This window comes from Lysobacter sp. Hz25, assembly GCF_046097045.1.
Taxonomy (GTDB): domain Bacteria; phylum Pseudomonadota; class Gammaproteobacteria; order Xanthomonadales; family Xanthomonadaceae; genus Lysobacter; species Lysobacter antibioticus_B.
Genome location: NZ_CP175666.1, coordinates 4,477,337 through 4,498,137 on the forward strand (window position 1 = coordinate 4,477,337; position 20,801 = coordinate 4,498,137).

The following is a 20,801-nucleotide window of genomic DNA, read 5'->3' on the forward strand; positions in this document are numbered from 1 at the left end:
TCCACTGCGCGCGACCGGCATCTCTCCAACCACCGACACGCCACCCAACAAAAAAGCCCGCCTTGCGGCGGGCTTTCGTCTTGCGGTGCGTTTGCCGAAACCTGAAGCGAAAAAACCTCAGGCCGGCGCGGCGATCTGCGCTTGCTTGCGCACGATCAGCATCGCCACTTCCAGCGCCTGCTCGTAGTTCAGGCGCGGGTCGACCGTGGAACGGTAAGCGCGATCGAGATCGCTCTCGGTCAGTTCGCGCGCGCCGCCCAGGCATTCGGTCACGTCTTCGCCGGTCAGCTCCAGGTGCACGCCGCCCATGCGCGTTCCCGCCGCCGCGTGCAGTTCGAACGAGGTCTCGATCTCGGCGCGGATGTTGCGGAAGCGACGGGTCTTGTAGCCGTTGCTGGTGCTCTCGGTGTTGCCGTGCATCGGGTCGCAGACCCACAGCACGCGGCGACCGTCGCGACGCATCGCATCGAGCAGCGGCGGCAGCTTCTCGGCGATGTGGCTCGCGCCCATGCGGTGGATGAAAGTCAGGCGGCCGGGCTCGTCCTCGGGGTTGAGCAGGTCGATCGTGCGCAGCAGTTGGTCCGGCGTCACCGACGGACCGACCTTGAGCGCGATCGGATTGCGGATGCCGCGGAAGTACTCGGCATGGGCGCCGTCGACGGCCGCGGTGCGCATGCCGATCCACGGGTAATGCGTGCTGAGGTTAAAGAAGCCCCAGTGACGCGGCACCTGCCGGGTCAGCGATTCTTCGTACGGCAGCAGCAAGGCTTCGTGCGAGGTGTAGAAGTCGACGCGGTTGAGGTTGTGCACCTCGGAACCCGACAGCGTCTCCATGAAGCGCACCGCATCGCCGATGGCGTTGACCATGCGCCGGTATTCGTCGGCCAGCGGCGAGTGGCCGACCCAGCTCAGGTTCCAGTACTCGGGGTGGTGCAGGTCGGCGAAACCGCCGTCGATCAGGGCGCGGACGAAATTCATCGTCATCGCCGAACGCGCATGCGCCTTGATCATGCGGCGCGGGTCGGGCTTGCGCGCGGCCTCGTTGAAGGCCGGCGCATTGACCATGTCGCCGCGGTAGCTCGGCAGGGTCACGCCGTCGATGGTCTCGGTGTCGGCCGAACGCGGCTTGGCGTACTGGCCGGCGAAACGGCCGACGCGCACGACCGGCTTGCGCATGCCGTGCACGAGCACCAGGCTCATCTGCAGCAGCACCTTCAGACGGTTGGAGATCACATCCGAGGAGCACTGGTCGAAGCTCTCGGCGCAGTCGCCGCCCTGCAGCAGGAAGCGCTTGCCTTCCTGCGCCTCGGCGAGCTGCTGCTTCAGCGAGAGGATCTCCCACGAAGTCACCAGCGGCGGCAGGTGACGCAGTTCCTGCAACGCGGATTCCAACTCGGCCGCGTCCGGATAATTCGGCAACTGCAGTGCGGTGCGCTCGCGCCAGGACGTCGGCGTCCAGTCGGCGGGAAGGTTGACGGCACGGAGGTTGCGATCGGAGGCGCTCATTTCCTTGGTTTCCAGTTGGGGACAGCGGTGGGGATCGAGTGAGGCGGGGACTCTATTGAATCAACGAGGGCGGAACGCGGCATAGGCCGCCCAGACCGCCAGGACGACGAAGCAGATCAGGCTCCAGGCCGGCATGGCCAGGCCGAGGAAGCTCCAGTCGACCGCGGCGCATTCGCCGGAACCGGTCATGACCTTGCGGATCACCCCGGCGATCGGCATCGCGTCGAGCATGTAGTCCAGGCCCGGGCCGCAGGCCGGGACCTGGTCGGGCGGCAGGTGCTGCAGGCGTACGTGATTGCCGGCGACGGCGATGCCGCCGAGCGAGGCCAGCAGGGCCAGCACGCCGTAGCTGCGGCGTCCGCCGGCCTTTTTCGGGCCATGCAGGGCGCCGGCCAGGAACACCAGGCCGAGGGCGAAGAAGGCGACGCGCTGGAAGATGCACAGCGGGCAGGGTTCGAGGTGCTGGTACAGCTGCAGGTAGAACGCGTACGCAAGCAGGCCCGTGCAGGCCAGGAAGCCGAGCAGGTATTGGGTCCGGAAAGAGGCTTTGAAGGGGTTCATGTTCACACCATACGGGTCTGGGTCGGGTCGTGCCAATGTCGGATAGGCATGTCGCTACGCAACGTGGCGTTTCGTCGCAGCAACATCGACTGCGCCGGGGCGGAAAAGTTGCGTCGCGAAACCGATTGCCCCCGAAACCCGCCTCCCATAATCATTACCGCCGCAACCGTTGCCGAAGTAACCGTCGCCGAAAAGCAAAAACCCCGGCCGGGGCCGGGGCTTCGCTAGCTCGGCGAGCGACCGTCGCCGGTCGCCTGCCTATTGGCTTGCATGTCGTATCGCAGCGCCGGTCGCCCGGCGCCGGCGATCACTCGGCCGCGGCTTGCGGACGATCGACCAGCTCGACGTAGGCCATCGGCGCATTGTCGCCAGCGCGGAAACCGCACTTGAGGATGCGCAGGTAACCGCCCGGACGCGAGGCGTAACGCGGGCCGAGTTCGACGAACAGGGTGCCGACGGCTTCCTTGTCGCGCAGGCGCGAGAAGGCCAGGCGGCGGTTGGCGACGCCGTCCTTCTTGGCGAGGGTGATGAGCGGCTCGGCAACGCGACGCAGCTCCTTCGCCTTCGGCAGGGTGGTGCGGATGAGACCGTGCTTGATCAGCGAAGCGGCCATGTTGGTGAACATGGCATCGCGGTGAGCACTGGTGCGGCTGAACTTACGGCCGGATTTCTGGTGGCGCATGGTTGTGATTCCTGATGAATGTCGTAACTGTTGGAGATCGCTGTCGCCATCCAGGCGTTGGAGCATTGGACTGCGGTTGGTCCGAACCGGCCTTCCCTGACCGGCGAGCCGCGGACTTCTGGGTCCGTCGGCGTGTGTTGCGGTGTTGCTGATTGCGGTGTTGCGGGTGGATCCGGATTCAGATCAAAAATCCACGCTTCGGCTAGCCTCGGCGTGGATTCTTTTCGTTCCCCGGCCCGGCGCAGCGCGCCTGGCCTTCGCCCAAGCCGCGCGGCAGTGCCGCGCGGGCTAGGCTTGGGCTCAGCCCATCATCCCGTGCGAGGCGATGCCGGCCGGCGGCCAGTTTTCCAGCTTCATGCCGAGGGACAGGCCGCGCTGAGCCAGCACTTCCTTGATCTCGGTGAGCGACTTCTTGCCGAGGTTCGGGGTCTTGAGCAGCTCGACTTCGGTCTTCTGGATCAGATCGCCGACGTAGTAGATGCTCTCGGCCTTGAGGCAGTTGGCCGAACGAACGGTCAGCTCGAGGTCGTCGATCGGGCGCAGCAGGATCGGATCGATGCCGCTGGTGGCCGGCTTCTGCGCACCGCGGTCGCGGTGGGTGAAGTCGCCGAACACCGACAGCTGATCGGTGAGGATGTCGGCGGCGGTGCGCACGGCTTCCTCGGCGTCGATCGTGCCGTTGGTTTCGATGTCGAGCACGAGCTTGTCGAGGTCGGTGCGCTGTTCGACGCGCGCGGCTTCCACCGCGTAGGCGACGCGACGGACCGGCGAGAAGCTGGCGTCGAGCATCAGGCGACCGATCGCGCGGGTTTCTTCGTCCGGACGACGGCGCGAAGCCGCCGGCTGGTAGCCGAAGCCGCGCTCGATCTTCAGACGCATGTTGAGTGCCGTGTCCTTGGTCAGGTGGCAGATCACATGGTCGGTGTTGAGGATTTCGACGTTGTGGTCGGTCTTGATGTCGCCGGCGGTGACGATGCCGGGACCCTGCTTGGCCAGCGACAGCGTCGAAGCGTCGCCGGTGTGCATGCGGATCGCGACGTCCTTGAGGTTCAGCAGAACCTCCAGCACGTCTTCTTCCAGACCTTCGACCGTGGTGTACTCATGCAACACGCCGTCGATTTCGACCTCGGTGATGGCGAAACCCGGGATCGAAGACAGCAGCACGCGGCGCAGCGCGTTGCCCAGCGTGTGGCCGTAACCGCGCTCCAACGGCTCGATCACGACTTTCGCGCGATTGCCGGTGAGGCGTTCGATCTGCGGACCGCGCGGGCGCAGTACCTGGTTGGCGGTAACCGTCATGTTTCGGTGTCTCCAATGACCTTCGTCGGGGGGCGACGGAAGGCTTTAGCTCTTGGAGCCCCCTCTGTTCGAGGGAGCGGCCGATGCGCCTGGCGCATCGACCTGGGTTGCGGGTACTGCCGGCCCCGGGGGACCGGCAGCGCCCTGCACTATTACTTGCTGTACAACTCGACGATCAGCGCTTCGTTGATGTCGGCCGGCAGGTCCGCACGATCCGGAACCGCCTTGAACACGCCGCTGAACTTCTTGTTGTCGACCTCGACCCACGACGGCGACAGGTCCATCTGCGACGACACGGTCAGGGATTCCTGCACGCGAAGCTGCTTCTGGGCGCGCTCGGACAACGCGATCGCGTCGCCGGCCTTGACCTGGTACGACGGGAGGTTGACCGACTTGCCGTTGACCGTGACGCCACGGTGCGAAACCAGCTGGCGGGCGGCCGGACGGGTCACGGCGAAGCCCATGCGGTAGACGACGTTGTCGAGACGGGTCTCCAGCAACTGCAGCAGGTTCTCGCCGGTGTTGCCCTTCTTGGTCGAGGCCTTCTTGTAGTAATTGCGGAACTGACGTTCCAGCAGACCGTAGATACGCTTGACCTTCTGCTTCTCGCGAAGCTGGGTGGCGTAGTCGGACAGCTTGCCCTTGCGGGCGGTGGGGCCATGCTGGCCGGGCTTTTGCTCGAGCTTGCACTTCGAGTCGAGCGCGCGAGCGGACGACTTCAGACCAAGGTCGGCGCCTTCGCGACGAGCGAGCTTACAGGTGGGGCCAATATAACGAGCCATTTTTCTTCAGCTCCTCAGACGCGACGCTTTTTCGGCGGACGGCACCCGTTGTGCGGGATAGGCGTCACGTCGATGATGTTGATGATCTTGTATCCGACGTTGTTCAGCGAACGAACGGCGGACTCGCGACCCGGACCCGGGCCCTTGATGCGCACTTCCAACGACTTGACGCCGTAGTCGAGCGCAGCACGGCCAGCCTTTTCGGCTGCCACCTGGGCGGCGAACGGGGTCGACTTGCGGGAACCGCGGAAACCCGCGCCGCCCGAGGTCGCCCACGAGAGCGCGTTGCCCTGGCGGTCGGTGATCGTGATGATGGTGTTGTTGAAAGAAGCGTGGACGTGGGCGATGCCGTCGGTGACGACTCGCTTGATCTTCTTCTTGGTTTTGGCAGCTGCCGGCTTGGCCATGGTATGGGTCCCTTACTTCTTGATGGCCTTGCGCGGACCCTTGCGGGTACGTGCATTGGTACGCGTGCGCTGACCACGCAGCGGCAAGCCGCGGCGGTGACGCAGGCCGCGGTAGCAGCCCAGGTCCATCAAACGCTTGATCGCAATACCGACCTCGCGACGCAGGTCGCCTTCGACCACGAACTTGCCGACTTCGGCGCGCAAGCGCTCGACTTCCGGCTCGGACAGGTCACGGATTTTGGTCGTCGAAGTGACGCCTGCGGACTCGCAGACTTGCTTCGAACGGGTACGGCCGATGCCGAAAATGCTTTGCAGGCCAACCCAGACATGCTTCTGGGCAGGCAAATTAACGCCCGCAATACGCGCCATAAGGCGATCTCCAACTGATTTGGCGGCCAGGACGGATTAATCCCGGCGGAGTGAACTGGAAATTATATCTAGGTCTCGGGTTAATAGGAAGCCCCGCGGCACCAAAGGTGCCACGGAACCACGGCATGGGGAGTGTGCCCATGCTCCGGCGACGAATCTGAACTGGCTGAACAAGGCGGTGACCTGCCCTCCCAGCCCCGCGCGCTACTCTGGCGCGCGGAACGGTCCTGACTCACCCGCGCGCGAGACCGCCGCGCGAGCCGCCCTTCAAGTTCGCTTTCTTCAACAGGCTTTCGTACTGATGCGACATCAGATGAGCCTGGATTTGAGCGATGAAATCCATCACCACGACCACGACGATCAGCAACGAGGTGCCGCCGAAGTAGAACGAGGTTCCCAGTTGGGTGCGCATGACCTCCGGAAGGAGGCAGACGATCACCAGGTAAATTGCGCCAGCCGCCGTAAGACGAGTCAGCACGCCGTCAACGTAGTCCGCGGTGGCCTTGCCGGGACGGATGCCCGGGATCAGCGCGCCCGACTTCTTGAGGTTGTCGGCGGTTTCCTGCGAATTGAACACCAGCGCCGTGTAGAAGAACGCGAAGCCGATGATCAGGCCAGCATACAGGATCATGTGAACCGGTTCACCCGGGTTCAACCACTGGCTGAGGCGCTGCAGGAAGCCGGAGAAACCGCTGCCGCTGTTGTTCTGGGCGAACCAGGTCGCTGCCGTCGCCGGGAACATCACGATGCTCGAGGCGAAGATCGCGGGGATCACGCCCGACATGTTGAGCTTCAGCGGCAGGAACGAGGCCTGATTCATGTAGGCGTTACGGCCGCCCTGACGACGGGCGTAATTGACCGTGATCCGGCGCTGGCCGCGCTCGACGAACACCACCAGATAGGTGAAGCCGACGACCAGGGCGATGATCGCGATCGCCGCAATGGCGCTCATGTCGCCGTTGCGGATCTGCTCGAACATCTGCAGGACCGCGGCGGGCAGGCCCGCGACGATGCCGGCGAAGATGATGAGCGAGACGCCGTTGCCGATACCGCGCTCGGTGATCTGCTCGCCGAGCCACATCAGGAACATCGTGCCCGCGGTCAACGCGATCACGGCGGTCAGGATGAAGCCCATGCCCGGTGCGTACACCACCGGCACGCCGTTCGGCGCCATGCTCGACTGCAGGCCGGCGGCGATGCCCCAGGCCTGGAACACCGCCAGCGGGATCGCGCCCATGCGCGACCACTGGTTGATCTTGCGCCGGCCCGACTCGCCTTCCTTCTGGATGGCTTTCAGGCTGGGCACGATCTGCACCAGCAGCTGCACGATGATCGAGGCCGAGATGTACGGCATCACGTTCAGTGCGAACAGACTGAAGCGATGCAGCGCGCCGCCCGAGAACATGTTGAACATGTCCACGATCGTGCCCTGCTTGGTCGACATGAACTCGACCATCGCCTGCGGGTTGACGCCGGGCACCGGGATGTAGCTACCGATGCGGTAGACGATCAAAGCGCCGATCACGAACAGCAAACGCTGACGGAGCTCGGTGAACTTACCGAGCCCGCCACCGAGGCCAGCCATCGCGTTGCCGCTCCGCGCCATGCGTCGTTTACTCCTCGACCTTGCCGCCGGCCGCTTCGACGGCGGCCTTGGCGCCGGCCGTGGCCAGCACGCCCTTGAGTACGAACTTCTTGGTCAACTCGCCCTTCTTGACGATCTTGGCCTGCTTGGCCGTGCTCGGAACGAGCTTGGCGGCCTTGAGGGCGGCAAAATCGACGTCGCCGGCGTCCAGCTTGTCCAGCTGGTACAGCAGCACTTCGGCCGTGTCGTTCTTCAGCTTGGAGCGGAAGCCGATCTTCGGCAGACGACGCTGCATGGGCATCTGGCCGCCTTCGAAACCGGCCTTGATCTTGCCCTTGCCCGAACGGGCGAACGAACCCTTGTGGCCGCGGCCGGCAGTCTTGCCGAGGCCGGAACCGATACCGCGACCGACGCGCTTGCGGTCTTCGCGGGCGCCGTCAGCCGGCTTGAGTGTATTGAGACGCATGATGTTCTCCTTAGCCCTCGACCTGAACCAGGTAGTGGACCGTGTTGATCAGACCACGAACCTGCGGGCTGTCTTTCAGCACGCGCACGTCGTTCAGCTTGTTCAGGCCGAGCGCCTTCACCGACAGGCGGTGACGGGCCTGGCAACCGCGCATGCCCTTGACCAGGCGCACGGTGACGGTGCCGCCTTCGACGGCCTTGTTCTGAGCCTTAGCCATGGTGCAGATCCTCCACCTTCTTGCCGCGCTTGGCAGCGATCTTGGCCGGCGAGTGCATGCCGGTCAGGCCCTTGAGCGTGGCGCGAACCAGGTTGATCGGGTTACGCGAACCGGTGGCCTTGGCCAACACGTTCTTGACGCCGACCGCTTCGAGCACGGCGCGCATCGCGCCGCCTGCGATCACGCCGGTACCTTCCGACGCCGGCTGCATGAACACATGCGCCGCGCCGTGGCCCGACTTCACGGCGTGCCACAAGGTGCCGTTGTTCAGATCGACGTTGTTCATCGCCTTGCGGGCGTACTCCATCGACTTCTGGATCGCGACCGGCACTTCGCGCGCCTTGCCGTAGCCGAAGCCGACCTTGCCGTTGCCGTCGCCCACCACCGTCAGAGCGGTGAAGGTGAACTGGCGACCGCCCTTGACCGTCTTGCTGACGCGGTTGACCGCGATCAGCTTCTCGATCATGCCGTCGTCGATTTCTTCGCGGTTGCGATCACGGTCGCGGCCCCGCGGTGCTCTATCGTCTGCCATTTCGATGTCTCGTTTATTGAAGGGATTTGCGGCATCGCCGCTTATGATTGTGATGTGACTCGGGTGTTGCAGCGATGGCGGGAATCCGTCATCGCGCCCGACGCAGCTCGCGTCGGCGAGTTGAAACGATTCGTTGCATCAGGCGTGGAGACGGATCTCCACGCTTTCAAGCCTGGGAAAGGCCCGGATGCTTAGAACTGCAGACCGCCTTCACGCGCGGCATCGGCCAGCGCCTTGATGCGGCCGTGGTAGCGGTAGCCCGAGCGGTCGAAAGCGACCTTCTCGATACCGGCAGCCTTGGCGCGCTCGGCGATCAGCTTGCCGACCTTGACGGCGGCTTCGGCGTTCTTGCCGTTCTTCAGGCCTTCCTTGACGTCGGCCTGGACGGTCGAAGCCGTGGCCAGGACCTTGGAACCGTCGGCGGTGAAGACCTGGGCGTACAGGTGCTGGCCGGTGCGGAGCACGGTCAGGCGGGCGACGCCGAGGTTGCGGATGTGCGAACGGGTCGACTTGGCGCGACGCAGACGAGCGATGTTCTTGTTCATGTTCTGATCTCCGAAAGCTGAAAGCTTGGTGTTGTGGGGCCGGTGCGGGACCGGCGCCCTACCCGTTAGGCCTTCTTGGCTTCCTTACGGATGATGACTTCGCCGGCGTACTTCACACCCTTGCCCTTGTAGGGCTCCGGCGGACGGAAACCGCGAATCTTGGCAGCGACTTCACCGACGCGCTGCTTGTCCGCGCCCGAGACCAGGATCTCGGTCTGGGTCGGCGTGGCGATGGTGATGCCTTCCGGGGCCTTGAACAGGACCGGATGCGAGAAACCCAGCGACAGATTCAGGTCGGCACCGGCCATCGAGGCGCGGTAACCGACGCCGACGAGCTCGAGCTTGCGCTCGAAGCCTTCCGACACGCCCTTCACCATGTTGGCGAGGATGGCGCGCAGGGTGCCGGTCAGCGGGATCAGCGCCGCGTCTTCGGTCGCGAACAGCGCTTCGCCGTTCTCGATCTTCAGGTTGATGGCGGCCGGCTTGGCGATCGACAGCGAGCCCTTCGGGCCCTTGGCGACGATCGAATCGGACTGGACGTTCAGCTCAACACCCTTCGGCAGGGCGATCGGCTTCTTGGCAACTCGGGACATGGTCGTTTACTCCCTTAGGCCACGAAGCACAGGACTTCACCGCCGACGCCCTGCTGGCGCGCCTGCGCATCGGTCATGATGCCTTTCGAGGTGGAGATGATGGCGATACCCAGGCCGCCGAGGACCTTGGGCAGCGCTTCCTTGCCGCGGTACTGACGCAGGCCCGAGCGGGAGTAGCGCTGGAGGCGCTCGATCACCGGCTTGCCTTCGTAGTACTTCAGCGAAATTTCGAGTTCGGACTTGCCCGGAGCGACTTCCGTCACGCGGGAATCCAGGATGTAACCCTCGTCCTTCAACACGGCCGCGATGGCCACCTTGACCTTGGACGACGGCATCTTCACCGTCGGCTTGCGCACAGCCGCCGCATTCTTGATGCGGACCAGCATGTCGGCGATGGGATCAGTCATGCTCATTGAGATTCACCTTATGAGTAGCACCGATATCCGCGGAATTGCGAATTTCAGTAGTAGTAACGCTTTGTTGCAGCAGCCCCCAGAAGCGCCGCCGCGACCCGAAGGCCGCGGCAGTGGATCCGGGAAAGCCGACTATCTTACCAGCTTGCCTTGCGAAGACCAGGCACGTCGCCGCGCATGGTGGCTTCGCGCAGCTTGTTGCGGCCGAGGCCGAACTTGCTGTATACGCCGCGCGAACGGCCGGTCAGGGCGCAACGGTTGCGCTGACGGCTCGGCGAGGAGTCGCGGGGCAGCTTGGACAGCTTGACCACGGCCTCGGCCTTGTCTTCGTACGACGAGGCGTCGCTGGAGATGATCTTCTTCAGCGCTTCGCGCTTGCCGGCGAACTTCTTCGCCAGCTTGGCCCGCTTGACCTCGCGGTTGACCATGGAAGTCTTAGCCATTGTTCAATCCTTAAGTATCAGTTGCGGAACGGGAAGCGGAAGGCTTCGAGCAGGGCCTTGGCCTCGGCATCGGTCTTCGCGGTCGTGGTGATCGCGATGTCCATGCCGCGCAGCGCGTCGACCTGGTCGAAATCGATTTCCGGGAAGATGATCTGTTCCTTGACGCCCATGTTGTAGTTGCCGCGGCCGTCGAACGAACGGCCGGACACACCACGGAAGTCGCGCACGCGCGGCAGCGAGATGTTGACCAGACGGTCGAGGAACTCGTACATCTTGGCGCGGCGCAGGGTGACCTTGGCGCCGATCGGCCAACCGTCGCGGATCTTGAACGAAGCCACCGACACGCGGGACTTGGTCACGATCGGCTTCTGGCCGGCGATCTTGGTCATGTCGGCGACGGCATTTTCCAGGATCTTCTTGTTGGTGGCGGCTTCGCCCACGCCCATGTTCAGCGTGATCTTGACGAGGCGCGGCACTTCCATCGGGTTCTTGTAGCCGAACTTTTCGGTCAGCGCCGGAACCACTTCTTTCTTGTAAAACTCTTCGAGCCGGGTGGTCATTTCAGCATTCCTCAGGCGTCAACCGCCTCACCACTGGAGCGGAACACACGCAGTTTGCGTCCATCCTCCAGCATCTTGAAACCGATGCGTTCGCCCTTGCCGGTGGCCGGGTTGAACAGCATGACGTTGGAAATGTGAATCGGCGCTTCGCGCTCGATCACGCCGCCCGGCTGGTTGGCCTGCGGATTCGGCTTGGTGTGGCGCTTGATGATGTTGATGTTCGCCACGACGACCTTGTCGCCGAGCACGCGCACCACATCACCCTTCTTGCCCTTGTCCTTGCCGGCGGTGACGATGACTTGATCGCCCTTCTTGATACGGTTCATGTCTAGTTCCTCCGCTCAGAGCACTTCAGGCGCGAGCGAGACGATCTTCATGAACTTCTCGGAGCGAAGCTCGCGAGTCACGGGCCCGAAGATACGGGTGCCGATCGGCTCATGCTTATTGTTGAGCAACACCGCAGCGTTGCCATCGAAGCGGATCAGCGAGCCGTCCGGACGGCGCACACCCTTGCGGGTGCGGACCACGACGGCGTCGTAAACGTCGCCCTTCTTGACCTTGCCGCGCGGGATCGCGTCCTTCACGGTGACCTTGATGATGTCGCCAATGTGCGCGTAACGGCGCTTGGAGCCGCCGAGCACCTTGATGCACATCACTTCCTTAGCACCGGAGTTGTCGGCCACGCCGAGGTAGCTTTGCATCTGGATCATGGTTCAGCCTCCTCTTATTCGGCCGCGCGGCTGACGATTTCAACCACGCTCCAGTTCTTGGTCTTGGACATCGGAGCAATCTCCTTCACGCGGACGATATCGCCTTCTTTGCAGGCGTTCTCGGCGTCGTGAGCGTGGAGCTTGGACGAGCGACGGATGTACTTGCCGTACAGCGCGTGCTTGACCTGGCGTTCGACGAGCACGGTGACGGTCTTGTCCATCTTGTTGCTGACGACCCGGCCTTCAACCGTGCGCAGCGCCTTGTCTGTATTGTTGTCGGTCATGGCGGGTCCTTACTTCTTCTCACCCAGCAGCATGTTGACGCGAGCAATTTCGCGCTTCACACGGCGGGCTTCATGAGTCTTGGCGAGCTGGCCGGTGGCCTTCTGCATGCGCAGAGCGAAGCTCTCCTTGTGCAGTTCCACCAGGTGGGCCTTCAGTTGGTCGGCCGACTTCTCGCGCAGTTGCTTGAGTTCCATTAGCGCACCGTCCGGGTAACGAAAGTAGTGGTCACCGAGAGCTTGGCGGCGGCCAGACGGAACGCTTCGCGCGCCACGTCCTCGCCCACGCCTTCGATCTCGTAAATCATGCGACCGGGCTGGATCTGAGCGACCCAGTACTCGACGTTGCCCTTACCGGAGCCCATTCGGACTTCGATCGGCTTCTTGGTGATCGGCTTGTCCGGGAACACGCGGATCCACATCTTGCCGCCGCGCTTGACGTAACGGCTGATCGAGCGGCGGGCCGCTTCGATCTGGCGCGCAGTGAGCTGGCCGTGAGCGGTGGCCTTGAGGCCGTACTCGCCGAAGCTGACGGCGTTGCCGCTCCAGCTCAGGCCATCATTGCGGCCCTTGTGTACCTTGCGGTACTTAGTTCGCTTGGGTTGCAACATGACGGATTACCTCTGTTCGCGGGCCGGACGGCCCGGACGGTCGTTACGATCACCGCGGTCGCCGCGGTCACCACGATCGCTGCGCGGGGAATCGTCCTGCTTCTCCTGGCCCACTTGGGAGAAGTCGAACACTTCGCCCTTATAGATCCAGGTCTTGATGCCGATGATGCCGTAGGTCGTCTTGGCTTCAGCGAAGCCGTAGTCGATGTCGGCACGCAGCGTGTGCAGCGGCACGCGACCTTCGCGGTACCACTCCGAACGCGCGATTTCGGCGCCGTTGAGACGGCCGGCGACGTTGACCTTGATGCCGAGGGCACCCAGGCGCATCGCGTTGCCGACGGCACGCTTCATCGCGCGGCGGAACATGATGCGGCGCTCGAGCTGCTGCGCGATCGATTCGGCGACCAGCTGTGCGTCGAGTTCCGGCTTGCGGACCTCGGTCACGTTGATGTGCGCCGGAACGCCCATCAGTGCGCTGACTTCCTTACGCAGCTTCTCGATGTCCTCGCCGCGCTTGCCGATCACCACGCCCGGACGGGCGGTGTGGATCGTCACGCGGGCGTTGTTCGCCGGACGCTCGATGAAGATCTTGGAAATACCAGCCTGAGCGAGCTTCTTGCGTAGCATCTCGCGGACCTTGAGGTCGGCAGCGAGGTACTCGGCATACTGCTTCTTGCCGGCAAACCACTTCGAATTCCAGTCCTTGGCGATGCCCAGGCGGATTCCGGTCGGATGTACTTTATGACCCATTGTCTGACTCCGCCTTACTTGCCCGCGCCCACAACCACAGTGATGTGGCTGGTGCGCTTGAGGATGCGGGTGCCGCGGCCTTTCGCACGAGCCATGAAGCGCTTCAGTGCGGGACCCTCGTCCACCATGATGGTCGTGACCTTGAGTTCGTCAACGTCGGCGCCCTGGTTGTTCTCGGCGTTCGCGATGGCGGACTCCACGACCTTGCGGATCAGTGCAGCTGCCTTCTTGTCCGAGAACTTCAGCAGGTTGACGGCGCGCTCAGCGGACAGACCGCGCACCTGGTCGGCGACCAGGCGGGCCTTCTGCGGGGAGATGCGCGCGGTGCGCAGGATGGCTTTCGCTTCCATGGTCATCTCCTTACTTACCCGACTTCTTGTCGCCGCCGTGACCCTTAAACGTACGGGTCAAAGCGAATTCGCCAAGCTTGTGGCCAACCATGTTCTCGTTGACCAGCACCGGGATGTGGTTCTTGCCGTTATGCACGGCGATGGTGAAGCCCACCATTTCCGGCAGCACCATCGAGCGGCGCGACCAGGTCTTGATCGGCTTCTTGTTGTTGCCCGCGGTCTCCACCTTCTTGATGAGATGGTGGTCGACGAACGGACCCTTTTTGAGTGAACGTGCCATGGCCGATTAACCCCTGCGATCGCGCACGATGAATTGCGAAGTGCGCTTGTTCTTGCGCGTCTTGTAACCCTTGGTCGGAACACCCCAGGGGGTGACCGGATGCGGGTTGCCCTGGCCAGCCTTCGCCTCACCACCACCGTGCGGGTGGTCGACGGGGTTCATGGCGGCGCCGCGGACGGTCGGCTTGATACCGCGCCAGCGCTTGGCACCGGCCTTGCCCAGCTTTTCAAGGCTGTGCTCGTCGTTGCCGACTTCGCCGATGGTGGCGCGGCACTCGACCGGCACCTTGCGCATTTCGCCGGAGCGAAGACGCAGCGTGGCGTAGCCCTGCTCGCGAGCGACCAGCTGGACGCCGGCGCCGGCGGCGCGGGCGATCTGGGCGCCCTTGCCGGGCTTCATTTCGATGCAATGCACCGTCGAACCGACCGGGATGTTGGTCAGCGGCAGCGTGTTGCCGACGCGGATCGGAGCATCGCGGCCAGCGATCACCTGATCGCCGTCCTTCAGGCCCTTCGGGGCGATGATGTAACGGCGCTCGCCATCGACGTAGCACAGCAGCGCGATGTGCGCGGTGCGGTTGGGATCGTATTCGATCCGCTCCACGCGCGCCGGAATGCCTTCCTTGTCGCGCTTGAAGTCGATGATGCGGTAGTGCTGCTTGTGACCACCACCGATGTGACGGGTGGTGATGCGGCCGTGGTGGTTACGACCGCCGCTCTTGCTCTGCTTTTCGACCAACGCCGCGTGCGGCGCGCCCTTGTGCAGGCCCGGCGTCACGACGCGGACCGCGTTGCGGCGGCCGGCGGAAGTGGGCTTGAAAGTCATCAATGCCATGGGTCTTTCCTCAGGCCTTGGCCATTACGTCGATCGACTGGCCTTCGGCCAGCTTCACGTACGCCTTGCGCCAGTCGGCGCGACGGCCCATGCGGAACTTGAAGGCCTTGTTCTTGCCCTTCACGTTGACCACATTCACCGCCTCGACCTTAACGTCGAACAGCTTTTCCACGGCGACCTTGATGTCGGCCTTGGTAGCGTCCGTCGCGACTTCGAAGACGTATTGGTTGGATACTTCCTGCAGACGTGCGGTCTTTTCGGACACGCGCGGCGCACGGATGATGCTGTAGAGCTTGGCCTCGTTCATGCCAGCCACTCCTCGATCTTCTTGACCGCATCGGCGGTGAACACGATCGAATCGGCGCCGACGAGGGCCACCGGATCGAGTCCCTGCACGTCGCGGACTTCCACATAGGGCAGGTTGCGAGCCGAGAGGTACAGATTCTCGGAGGCTTCCTCGGTGACGAGCAGCGGACGACGGCCCATTTCGAGCGACTTCAGCATGGCGACCATGCCCGAGGTCTTCGGCGTCTCGACGTCCAGCTTCTCAACGACGGTGATGCGGCCCTGGCGGTTCAATTCCGACAGGATCGCAGCCATCGCTGCGCGGTACATCTTGCGGTTCACCTTCTGGGCGAAGCTGCGCGGCTTGGCCGCGAAGGTCACGCCGCCGCCGACGAAGATCGGAGCCGTCAGCGCGCCATGACGCGCACCGCCGCCCTTCTGCTTCTTCGACTTCTTGGTGGTGCCGTTGACTTCCGAACGCGTCTTCTGCGCCTTGGTGCCGGCGCGGCCCGCGTTGCGGTAGGCCACAACAACCTGGTGGACCAGGTCTTCGCTGAATTCGCGATCGAAGATGGCGTCGGAAACCGACAGCTTCTTGTCGCTACCGTTGATGGCAAGTTCCATCGTCATACTCCCTTGCTCGACGGACGGACGATCACGTCGCCGCCCGGAGCGCCCGGCACGGCGCCCTTGATCGCGATCAGGCCGCGCTCGGCGTCGACCTTGACCACTTCCAGGCCCTGCGTGCTCTGCTGGACGGCGCCCATGTGACCGGACATCTTCTTACCCGGGAAAACGCGGCCCGGCGTCTGGCGCTGGCCGATCGAACCCGGCGAACGGTGCGACAACGAGTTACCGTGCGTCGCGTCGCCCATGCTGAAGTTCCAGCGCTTGATCGTGCCCTGGAAGCCCTTGCCCTTGGTGATGCCCTGGACGTCGACGATCTGGCCCACTTCGAAGATGTCGGCCTTGATTTCGCCGCCGACTTCGAACGCGCCGATCTTGTCGTCTTCCACGCGCAGCTCCCACAAGCCGCGACCGGCTTCGACCTTCGCCTTGGCGAGGTGTCCGGCTTCGGGCTTGTTGACGAGCGCAGCGCGGCGCACGCCGACGGTGACCTGCACGGCGCTGTAGCCGTCGGTGTCCGTGGTCTTGATCTGGGTAATACGGTTCGGGGTCGCCTCGATCAGGGTCACCGGAACCGACTTGCCGTCTTCAGTGAAGAAGCGGCTCATGCCGGCCTTGCGACCGACGATGCCCAACGAATATTTCTTCGCGGTCATGGTGGTGGCCTCAGGTCAGCTTGATCTGCACATCGACGCCAGCCGCCAGCTCGAGCTTCATCAGCGCGTCTACGGTCTTGTCGTTCGGGTCGATGATGTCGAGCACGCGCTTGTGCGTGCGGGTTTCATACTGGTCACGCGCGTCTTTATCGACGTGCGGGGACACCAGGATGGTGTAGCGCTCGATCTTGGTCGGCAGCGGGATCGGGCCGCGCACTTGCGCGCCGGTCCGCTTAGCTGTCTCGACGATCTCGCTGGCCGAGCGGTCGATCAGACGATGATCGTACGCCTTCAGCCGAATCCGGATCTTTTGGTCCGCCATGACGGAATTCCTTGGTTAAAAGAGCGACGGGCCGGCCTCTGGGTGTGCCGAGCCCCACGAAAACGCAAACACTCCAGGACTACACCCACGTCCCGGAGCCTCCTTGCCTGGTAAAAACTAAGGCAGGCCGGTTGCCCGGCCCGCCCAGAAAGGAATGGAACGCACGAAAGGCCCCGTTTACTGTTCCTTGGAAGCCCGAGGGCCCGGAACGTACGGAGCGCAGCCGTGCGACATGTCCTTGTCTGGCGAATACGAGGCGCGTCCTGCACCTCATTTCGCTGGTCGTGCCGCCCTGGCGTGAACAAGGGTTGCACGGTGGTCGCGCATTCTACACGCACTCCTGCGGCAGGCGCAACCATGGATTTCGAGCCCCCAAGCCGGGGCCTCCGGGCACTGGCGCGAGGATCTTCGCGCCGGGGTTCCGGGCCGGCGAGGCCGATGCCCCCTCCCCCCTCTATCCCCGAGCCGATGCGGCGACCGCCCCCATCCCCTGCCACGGGCAAGGACCGGGAACCCGCCATGGCGGCTGGAAGCGGCACCCGGCCGGCGGACTGAGCCATGACGAAGACGGCCCCGCATTGTAATCGCGACGCCAGCCGCAGGCGACGAGGCCGCTCGCAACCGCTGCCGAACGAGCACCCCGCTCCGCGGGGCGCCCGCCGGCCTGCCTCAGCGGTAGGTATTAAGCGAATGGGTCCAGGTGTGGCCGCCGCCCTTGGTTGCCCAGCTGTGAGTCGCCCACGAGTTACCTTCGCCCGGCCAGGGATCGGCCATGGTCACGTAACCCACCCCGCCGGAGGTCTGGTAACCGTAGATGGCCAGGATGTGACCGCCGCCGCCGTCCCAACCCCAGCGCACGGCCAACGGCCCGCGAGTGTCGATCTGGGTGGCGACCTCGGAATAGCTCAGGGAGCGGTTATAGCTGACGGTCGAAACCCCCCAGTACCAAAGGATATGGTCGACACCGTCATAAGCGTCGCCGTACAGGTAGTTGGCCCGGTTGGCGCTGTTGTTCCAGTCGAACGGCTGGCTCTGGCAGGCGTAATTGATCCGGAAGTCGTAGTTGACCGTGGCGCACTGGCTGGCGCCGGCTCCGTAATAACCGAGGATGCTGCTGGCCGTCGCCGCCCAGCACCAGTTGCTGTGTTGCTGTTGCTGCGTCGACCAGTTCACCAGGTAACCCGCCTGGACCGGAACCAGCGCGGCCAGGGCCAGCGCCAGGGGCGCGACGACGGAGCGGATGCGTGTGCGATTGGACATGATGGAATGCTCCAGTGGGCTCAGGGGCGCTTGACGGCTGCGGCCACGGCGGCACGCAAGGCGGGGGTGGCCTGGGCCGCGCTCAGCCCCTGCGCAGTAGCGGCGGTTTCCGCCGCGTCCAGCGCCAGGTTGGCGCGGGCCGCGGCCAGCGGGACGTAGCGCGGGACCTGGCTACCGTCACTCATCTCCAGGAAGTCGGCCACGCCCTGGCGGCTGCGCACCAGGCGCAGACTGCCCTGCCCGCGCCGCTGCAAGGCAACGGCTTCGATCTCGTTGGCCAAACCCGAGGCGCCGACACCGACCACTTGATAGCGGCCGCGCGCATCCGGATCCAACGTGGCCAGGCCGACCGGGGTCTGCCCGTCCCACAGCACGTAGCGCAAGGTGGGCGCGCCACGGGTGGCCTGGGCAATGTCGCTGCCCGCCAGCAGCAGCGCAGGGTCGACGAACGCGACCGGAACGGCGCGCCCGACCCGCAAAGAGCGCAGCGAGCCTTCGCCATCCAGACTAAGCACCTTGACCAGACCTGCGGCCTGCCCGGCCGAGACCGACTGGGTGGCGAGCCAGTCCTGGATCAGGCGCCGAGCTTGCGCATCCGCCAGCGCCGGCGCGGACAGCGATGCGCTCGATGGCTGTGCCTGCGCGGGCGATGGCGCGTGCAGCGCCAAGCCCAAAACGAGCGCACAACCGAGATTTACATACTTCATGAAAAACTCCTTTCGATTATTGGGGAAAGTGCGCGGCCGCGCCCCATGTCGAAATTGAGTTTCTCCGCACCCGCGGTCAAGCGAAAAACAAATGAATGCGGGCGACACCTGCGATTAACATTATTTAATCGATGAAACTCCCAATAACTGCGTGACGCACCGCACCCTGGCTAAATATGCTTTGCTGCCGCGCACTACAGTTTCAATTGAGTGATAATCGAATCACATTCAGTGAAAACCCCTATAAAACAGGCACTTCGAGACACTTATATCGCTCGCATCGAGCCAGAATCGCCGCACCCCGGATAATTTTTCCCCTTTCATCGAAATAGCGCGACTGCTCCGCTGCGCCGTCGATCCCGGGACCTGTCGGCGGCGAATAATGCCTGCACGCACGAGACACGACCGGGCCGCCACAAGTGGCCGCGCCGCAGGACTTATTACGCCTGGCATCGGAATTAGTGGGGTAAAGATCTCGCGACCGAGTCGCGGCGGGCGCGCATCTGGCGCGGGCAATGACCGGCAACGCCGGCCATAAACGACGTGGAACTGTGCCGCAGGCGCAGGACCCTATTCGCGGGTCGGCCAAGGCGGATTTCGAATCGGAAAGAACGCCGGTCGTCGCGACTGCGTCGGTGCGAAACCCCGGATCGCGTTGCGGAGCGCTGCATGAGTGCGCAGCCCCCGTCTTCAGGTACCTATCCGCCCATCGCGGGCCGGCGGGCGCCGCGCGAAGCCACGGACAACCCCGTGTATCGCCGCTGCAGAGCGGATTGTGCGCCCCCCCCTTTGATCGCCTCGCCCCAAACGAAAACTGGCGGCCTCGAAAGGCCGCCAGTATCGGTTGTTACGACGCGCCGGGAACCGGTGCGTTGCGGCGGCCTTGCGACCGCCGCGATGGTGCAATTACTTGATGATCTTGGCCACGACGCCGGCGCCGACGGTACGGCCGCCTTCGCGGATCGCGAAGCGCAGGCCTTCGTCCATCGCCACCGGGTTGATCAGCGTGACGACCATCTTCACGTTGTCGCCCGGCATCACCATCTCGACGCCCTCCGGCAGCTCGCAAGCGCCGGTGATGTCGGTGGTGCGGAAGTAGAACTGCGGACGGTAGCCCTTGAAGAACGGGGTGTGACGGCCGCCTTCGTCCTTCGACAGCACATAGACTTCGGCTTCGAAGTCGGTGTGCGGCTTGATCGAACCCGGCTTGCACAGCACCTGGCCGCGCTCGACGTCGTCGCGCTTGGTGCCGCGCAGCAGCAGACCGGCGTTGTCGCCCGCCTGACCCTGGTCGAGCAGCTTGCGGAACATTTCCACGCCCGTGACCGTCGTCTTCTGGGTCGGACGGATACCGACGATTTCGATTTCGTCACCGACCTTCACGATGCCGCGCTCGATACGGCCGGTCACCACGGTGCCGCGGCCCGAGATCGAGAACACGTCTTCCACCGGCATCAGGAACGGCTTGTCGACATCGCGCTCCGGCTGCGGGATGAAGCTGTCCAGCGCCTCGACCAGACGCAGGATCGACGGCACGCCGATTTCGCTCTGATCGCCTTCCAGCGCCAGACGGGCCGAGCCGTGGATGATCGGGGTGTCGTCGCCCGGGAACTCGTACTTGCTCAGCAGCTCGCGCACTTCCATCTCGACCAGCTCGAGCAGCTCGGCGTCGTCCACCATGTCGGCCTTGTTCAGGAACACGACGATGTACGGCACGCCGACCTGGCGCGACAGCAGGATGTGTTCGCGGGTCTGCGGCATCGGGCCGTCAGCGGCCGAGCACACCAGAATCGCGCCGTCCATCTGCGCGGCGCCCGTGATCATGTTCTTCACGTAGTCGGCGTGGCCCGGGCAATCGACGTGCGCGTAGTGACGCGTCGCCGATTCGTATTCCACGTGCGCCGTCGAGATCGTGATGCCGCGCGCCTTTTCTTCCGGCGCCGCGTCGATCGCGTCGTATGCCTTGAACTCGCCACCGAAACGCTCGGCGCCCACCTTCGTCAGCGCCGCCGTCAGCGTCGTCTTGCCGTGGTCAACGTGGCCGATCGTGCCGACGTTCACGTGCGGCTTGGTGCGCTCGAATTTACCCTTAGCCATGGTTGTCTCTCTTTAAGGAATTACTTGTTGATTGCTTGAACGTGAGCCGGCCGACAGGCCGGCTCACTTAC

Annotated in this window: 32 protein-coding genes; all 32 read right to left on the reverse strand. The window is 64.0% G+C overall.

From position 1 onward, the window contains the following. Positions 1–117: 117 nt before the first annotated feature. Entirely contained in the window at positions 118–1,506 is a 1,389-nt protein-coding gene (locus ACKN61_RS18395; RefSeq protein ID WP_031373809.1) for a class II 3-deoxy-7-phosphoheptulonate synthase, read from the reverse strand. Between the two features lie 60 nt (positions 1,507–1,566). Beyond that, the gene (locus ACKN61_RS18400; RefSeq protein ID WP_408950735.1) at positions 1,567–2,067 is read right to left on the reverse strand and encodes a disulfide bond formation protein B; all 501 of its coding nucleotides are present in this window, start codon (positions 2,065–2,067) and stop codon (positions 1,567–1,569) included. A 307-nt stretch (positions 2,068–2,374) separates the two neighbouring features. Continuing rightward, positions 2,375–2,749, reverse strand: coding sequence for a 50S ribosomal protein L17 (gene rplQ / locus ACKN61_RS18405; protein ID WP_031373811.1), 375 nt, complete (start codon positions 2,747–2,749; stop codon positions 2,375–2,377). A gap of 300 nt (positions 2,750–3,049) precedes the next feature. After that, complete coding sequence (locus tag ACKN61_RS18410; protein WP_031373812.1) at positions 3,050–4,048, reverse strand: DNA-directed RNA polymerase subunit alpha; 999 nt, start codon at positions 4,046–4,048, stop codon at positions 3,050–3,052. 152 nt (positions 4,049–4,200) lie between these two features. Then, positions 4,201–4,830 carry a 30S ribosomal protein S4 gene (rpsD, locus tag ACKN61_RS18415; RefSeq protein WP_031373813.1) on the reverse strand — a complete coding sequence of 210 codons (630 nt, stop codon included), beginning with the start codon at positions 4,828–4,830 and terminating at the stop codon, positions 4,201–4,203. A 14-nt stretch (positions 4,831–4,844) separates the two neighbouring features. After that, complete coding sequence (gene rpsK, locus ACKN61_RS18420) at positions 4,845–5,237, reverse strand: 30S ribosomal protein S11 (RefSeq protein ID WP_031373814.1); 393 nt, start codon at positions 5,235–5,237, stop codon at positions 4,845–4,847. A gap of 12 nt (positions 5,238–5,249) precedes the next feature. Beyond that, positions 5,250–5,606 (reverse strand): 30S ribosomal protein S13, encoded by a 357-nt coding sequence (gene rpsM / locus ACKN61_RS18425; protein WP_031373815.1) that lies wholly within the window; start codon positions 5,604–5,606, stop codon positions 5,250–5,252. 232 nt (positions 5,607–5,838) lie between these two features. Further along, positions 5,839–7,212, reverse strand: coding sequence for a preprotein translocase subunit SecY (secY, locus tag ACKN61_RS18430; protein ID WP_031373816.1), 1,374 nt, complete (start codon positions 7,210–7,212; stop codon positions 5,839–5,841). Positions 7,213–7,219: 7 nt separating this feature from the next. Next, complete coding sequence (gene rplO, locus ACKN61_RS18435; RefSeq protein WP_408950736.1) at positions 7,220–7,657, reverse strand: 50S ribosomal protein L15; 438 nt, start codon at positions 7,655–7,657, stop codon at positions 7,220–7,222. A 10-nt stretch (positions 7,658–7,667) separates the two neighbouring features. Beyond that, a complete protein-coding gene (rpmD, locus tag ACKN61_RS18440; protein ID WP_057918897.1) occupies positions 7,668–7,874 on the reverse strand; it encodes a 50S ribosomal protein L30 in 207 nt (68 codons plus the stop codon). After that, a complete protein-coding gene (rpsE, locus tag ACKN61_RS18445; RefSeq protein WP_031373819.1) occupies positions 7,867–8,406 on the reverse strand; it encodes a 30S ribosomal protein S5 in 540 nt (179 codons plus the stop codon). Before rpsE ends, rpmD begins: the two co-directional genes overlap by 8 nt. Before the next feature lie 191 nt (positions 8,407–8,597). After that, positions 8,598–8,951 (reverse strand): 50S ribosomal protein L18, encoded by a 354-nt coding sequence (gene rplR, locus ACKN61_RS18450; protein ID WP_057918898.1) that lies wholly within the window; start codon positions 8,949–8,951, stop codon positions 8,598–8,600. 65 nt (positions 8,952–9,016) lie between these two features. Beyond that, positions 9,017–9,544 carry a 50S ribosomal protein L6 gene (gene rplF / locus ACKN61_RS18455; protein WP_057918899.1) on the reverse strand — a complete coding sequence of 176 codons (528 nt, stop codon included), beginning with the start codon at positions 9,542–9,544 and terminating at the stop codon, positions 9,017–9,019. A gap of 14 nt (positions 9,545–9,558) precedes the next feature. Next, the gene (gene rpsH, locus ACKN61_RS18460) at positions 9,559–9,957 is read right to left on the reverse strand and encodes a 30S ribosomal protein S8 (RefSeq protein ID WP_031373822.1); all 399 of its coding nucleotides are present in this window, start codon (positions 9,955–9,957) and stop codon (positions 9,559–9,561) included. Between the two features lie 137 nt (positions 9,958–10,094). Next, positions 10,095–10,400, reverse strand: coding sequence for a 30S ribosomal protein S14 (rpsN, locus tag ACKN61_RS18465; protein WP_031373823.1), 306 nt, complete (start codon positions 10,398–10,400; stop codon positions 10,095–10,097). Between the two features lie 17 nt (positions 10,401–10,417). Further along, positions 10,418–10,960: a 50S ribosomal protein L5 gene (gene rplE, locus ACKN61_RS18470; RefSeq protein ID WP_031373824.1), complete on the reverse strand. Its 543-nt coding sequence runs from the start codon at positions 10,958–10,960 to the stop codon at positions 10,418–10,420. Between the two features lie 11 nt (positions 10,961–10,971). Continuing rightward, the gene (rplX, locus tag ACKN61_RS18475; RefSeq protein WP_031373825.1) at positions 10,972–11,286 is read right to left on the reverse strand and encodes a 50S ribosomal protein L24; all 315 of its coding nucleotides are present in this window, start codon (positions 11,284–11,286) and stop codon (positions 10,972–10,974) included. Between the two features lie 15 nt (positions 11,287–11,301). Continuing rightward, on the reverse strand, positions 11,302–11,670 hold the full coding sequence (rplN, locus tag ACKN61_RS18480) for a 50S ribosomal protein L14 (protein ID WP_031373826.1): 369 nt from the start codon (positions 11,668–11,670) through the stop codon (positions 11,302–11,304). 14 nt (positions 11,671–11,684) lie between these two features. Continuing rightward, positions 11,685–11,954 (reverse strand): 30S ribosomal protein S17, encoded by a 270-nt coding sequence (gene rpsQ, locus ACKN61_RS18485; protein WP_031373827.1) that lies wholly within the window; start codon positions 11,952–11,954, stop codon positions 11,685–11,687. A gap of 9 nt (positions 11,955–11,963) precedes the next feature. Continuing rightward, the gene (gene rpmC, locus ACKN61_RS18490) at positions 11,964–12,149 is read right to left on the reverse strand and encodes a 50S ribosomal protein L29 (protein WP_031373828.1); all 186 of its coding nucleotides are present in this window, start codon (positions 12,147–12,149) and stop codon (positions 11,964–11,966) included. Further along, a complete protein-coding gene (gene rplP / locus ACKN61_RS18495; protein WP_031373829.1) occupies positions 12,149–12,562 on the reverse strand; it encodes a 50S ribosomal protein L16 in 414 nt (137 codons plus the stop codon). Before rplP ends, rpmC begins: the two co-directional genes overlap by 1 nt. Positions 12,563–12,568: 6 nt before the next feature. Next, positions 12,569–13,312: a 30S ribosomal protein S3 gene (rpsC, locus tag ACKN61_RS18500; RefSeq protein ID WP_031373830.1), complete on the reverse strand. Its 744-nt coding sequence runs from the start codon at positions 13,310–13,312 to the stop codon at positions 12,569–12,571. A 14-nt stretch (positions 13,313–13,326) separates the two neighbouring features. Continuing rightward, positions 13,327–13,662 carry a 50S ribosomal protein L22 gene (rplV, locus tag ACKN61_RS18505; RefSeq protein ID WP_036149638.1) on the reverse strand — a complete coding sequence of 112 codons (336 nt, stop codon included), beginning with the start codon at positions 13,660–13,662 and terminating at the stop codon, positions 13,327–13,329. Positions 13,663–13,672: 10 nt separating this feature from the next. Next, positions 13,673–13,942 (reverse strand): 30S ribosomal protein S19, encoded by a 270-nt coding sequence (gene rpsS, locus ACKN61_RS18510; protein ID WP_031373832.1) that lies wholly within the window; start codon positions 13,940–13,942, stop codon positions 13,673–13,675. A gap of 6 nt (positions 13,943–13,948) precedes the next feature. Beyond that, positions 13,949–14,776: a 50S ribosomal protein L2 gene (rplB, locus tag ACKN61_RS18515; protein WP_031373833.1), complete on the reverse strand. Its 828-nt coding sequence runs from the start codon at positions 14,774–14,776 to the stop codon at positions 13,949–13,951. 10 nt (positions 14,777–14,786) lie between these two features. Beyond that, positions 14,787–15,083 carry a 50S ribosomal protein L23 gene (gene rplW, locus ACKN61_RS18520; RefSeq protein ID WP_031373834.1) on the reverse strand — a complete coding sequence of 99 codons (297 nt, stop codon included), beginning with the start codon at positions 15,081–15,083 and terminating at the stop codon, positions 14,787–14,789. Next, positions 15,080–15,685 (reverse strand): 50S ribosomal protein L4, encoded by a 606-nt coding sequence (gene rplD / locus ACKN61_RS18525; RefSeq protein WP_036149636.1) that lies wholly within the window; start codon positions 15,683–15,685, stop codon positions 15,080–15,082. The genes rplW and rplD overlap by 4 nt, the downstream gene beginning before the upstream one ends. Positions 15,686–15,687: 2 nt before the next feature. Beyond that, positions 15,688–16,344, reverse strand: coding sequence for a 50S ribosomal protein L3 (gene rplC, locus ACKN61_RS18530; RefSeq protein ID WP_031373836.1), 657 nt, complete (start codon positions 16,342–16,344; stop codon positions 15,688–15,690). 10 nt (positions 16,345–16,354) lie between these two features. Beyond that, a complete protein-coding gene (gene rpsJ, locus ACKN61_RS18535) occupies positions 16,355–16,666 on the reverse strand; it encodes a 30S ribosomal protein S10 (protein ID WP_031373837.1) in 312 nt (103 codons plus the stop codon). 669 nt (positions 16,667–17,335) lie between these two features. Next, on the reverse strand, positions 17,336–17,926 hold the full coding sequence (locus ACKN61_RS18540; RefSeq protein ID WP_408950737.1) for a papain-like cysteine protease family protein: 591 nt from the start codon (positions 17,924–17,926) through the stop codon (positions 17,336–17,338). 20 nt (positions 17,927–17,946) lie between these two features. After that, complete coding sequence (locus ACKN61_RS18545; protein ID WP_408950738.1) at positions 17,947–18,633, reverse strand: hypothetical protein; 687 nt, start codon at positions 18,631–18,633, stop codon at positions 17,947–17,949. A 906-nt stretch (positions 18,634–19,539) separates the two neighbouring features. Further along, complete coding sequence (tuf, locus tag ACKN61_RS18550; RefSeq protein ID WP_031373753.1) at positions 19,540–20,730, reverse strand: elongation factor Tu; 1,191 nt, start codon at positions 20,728–20,730, stop codon at positions 19,540–19,542. Positions 20,731–20,801: the final 71 nt, after the last annotated feature.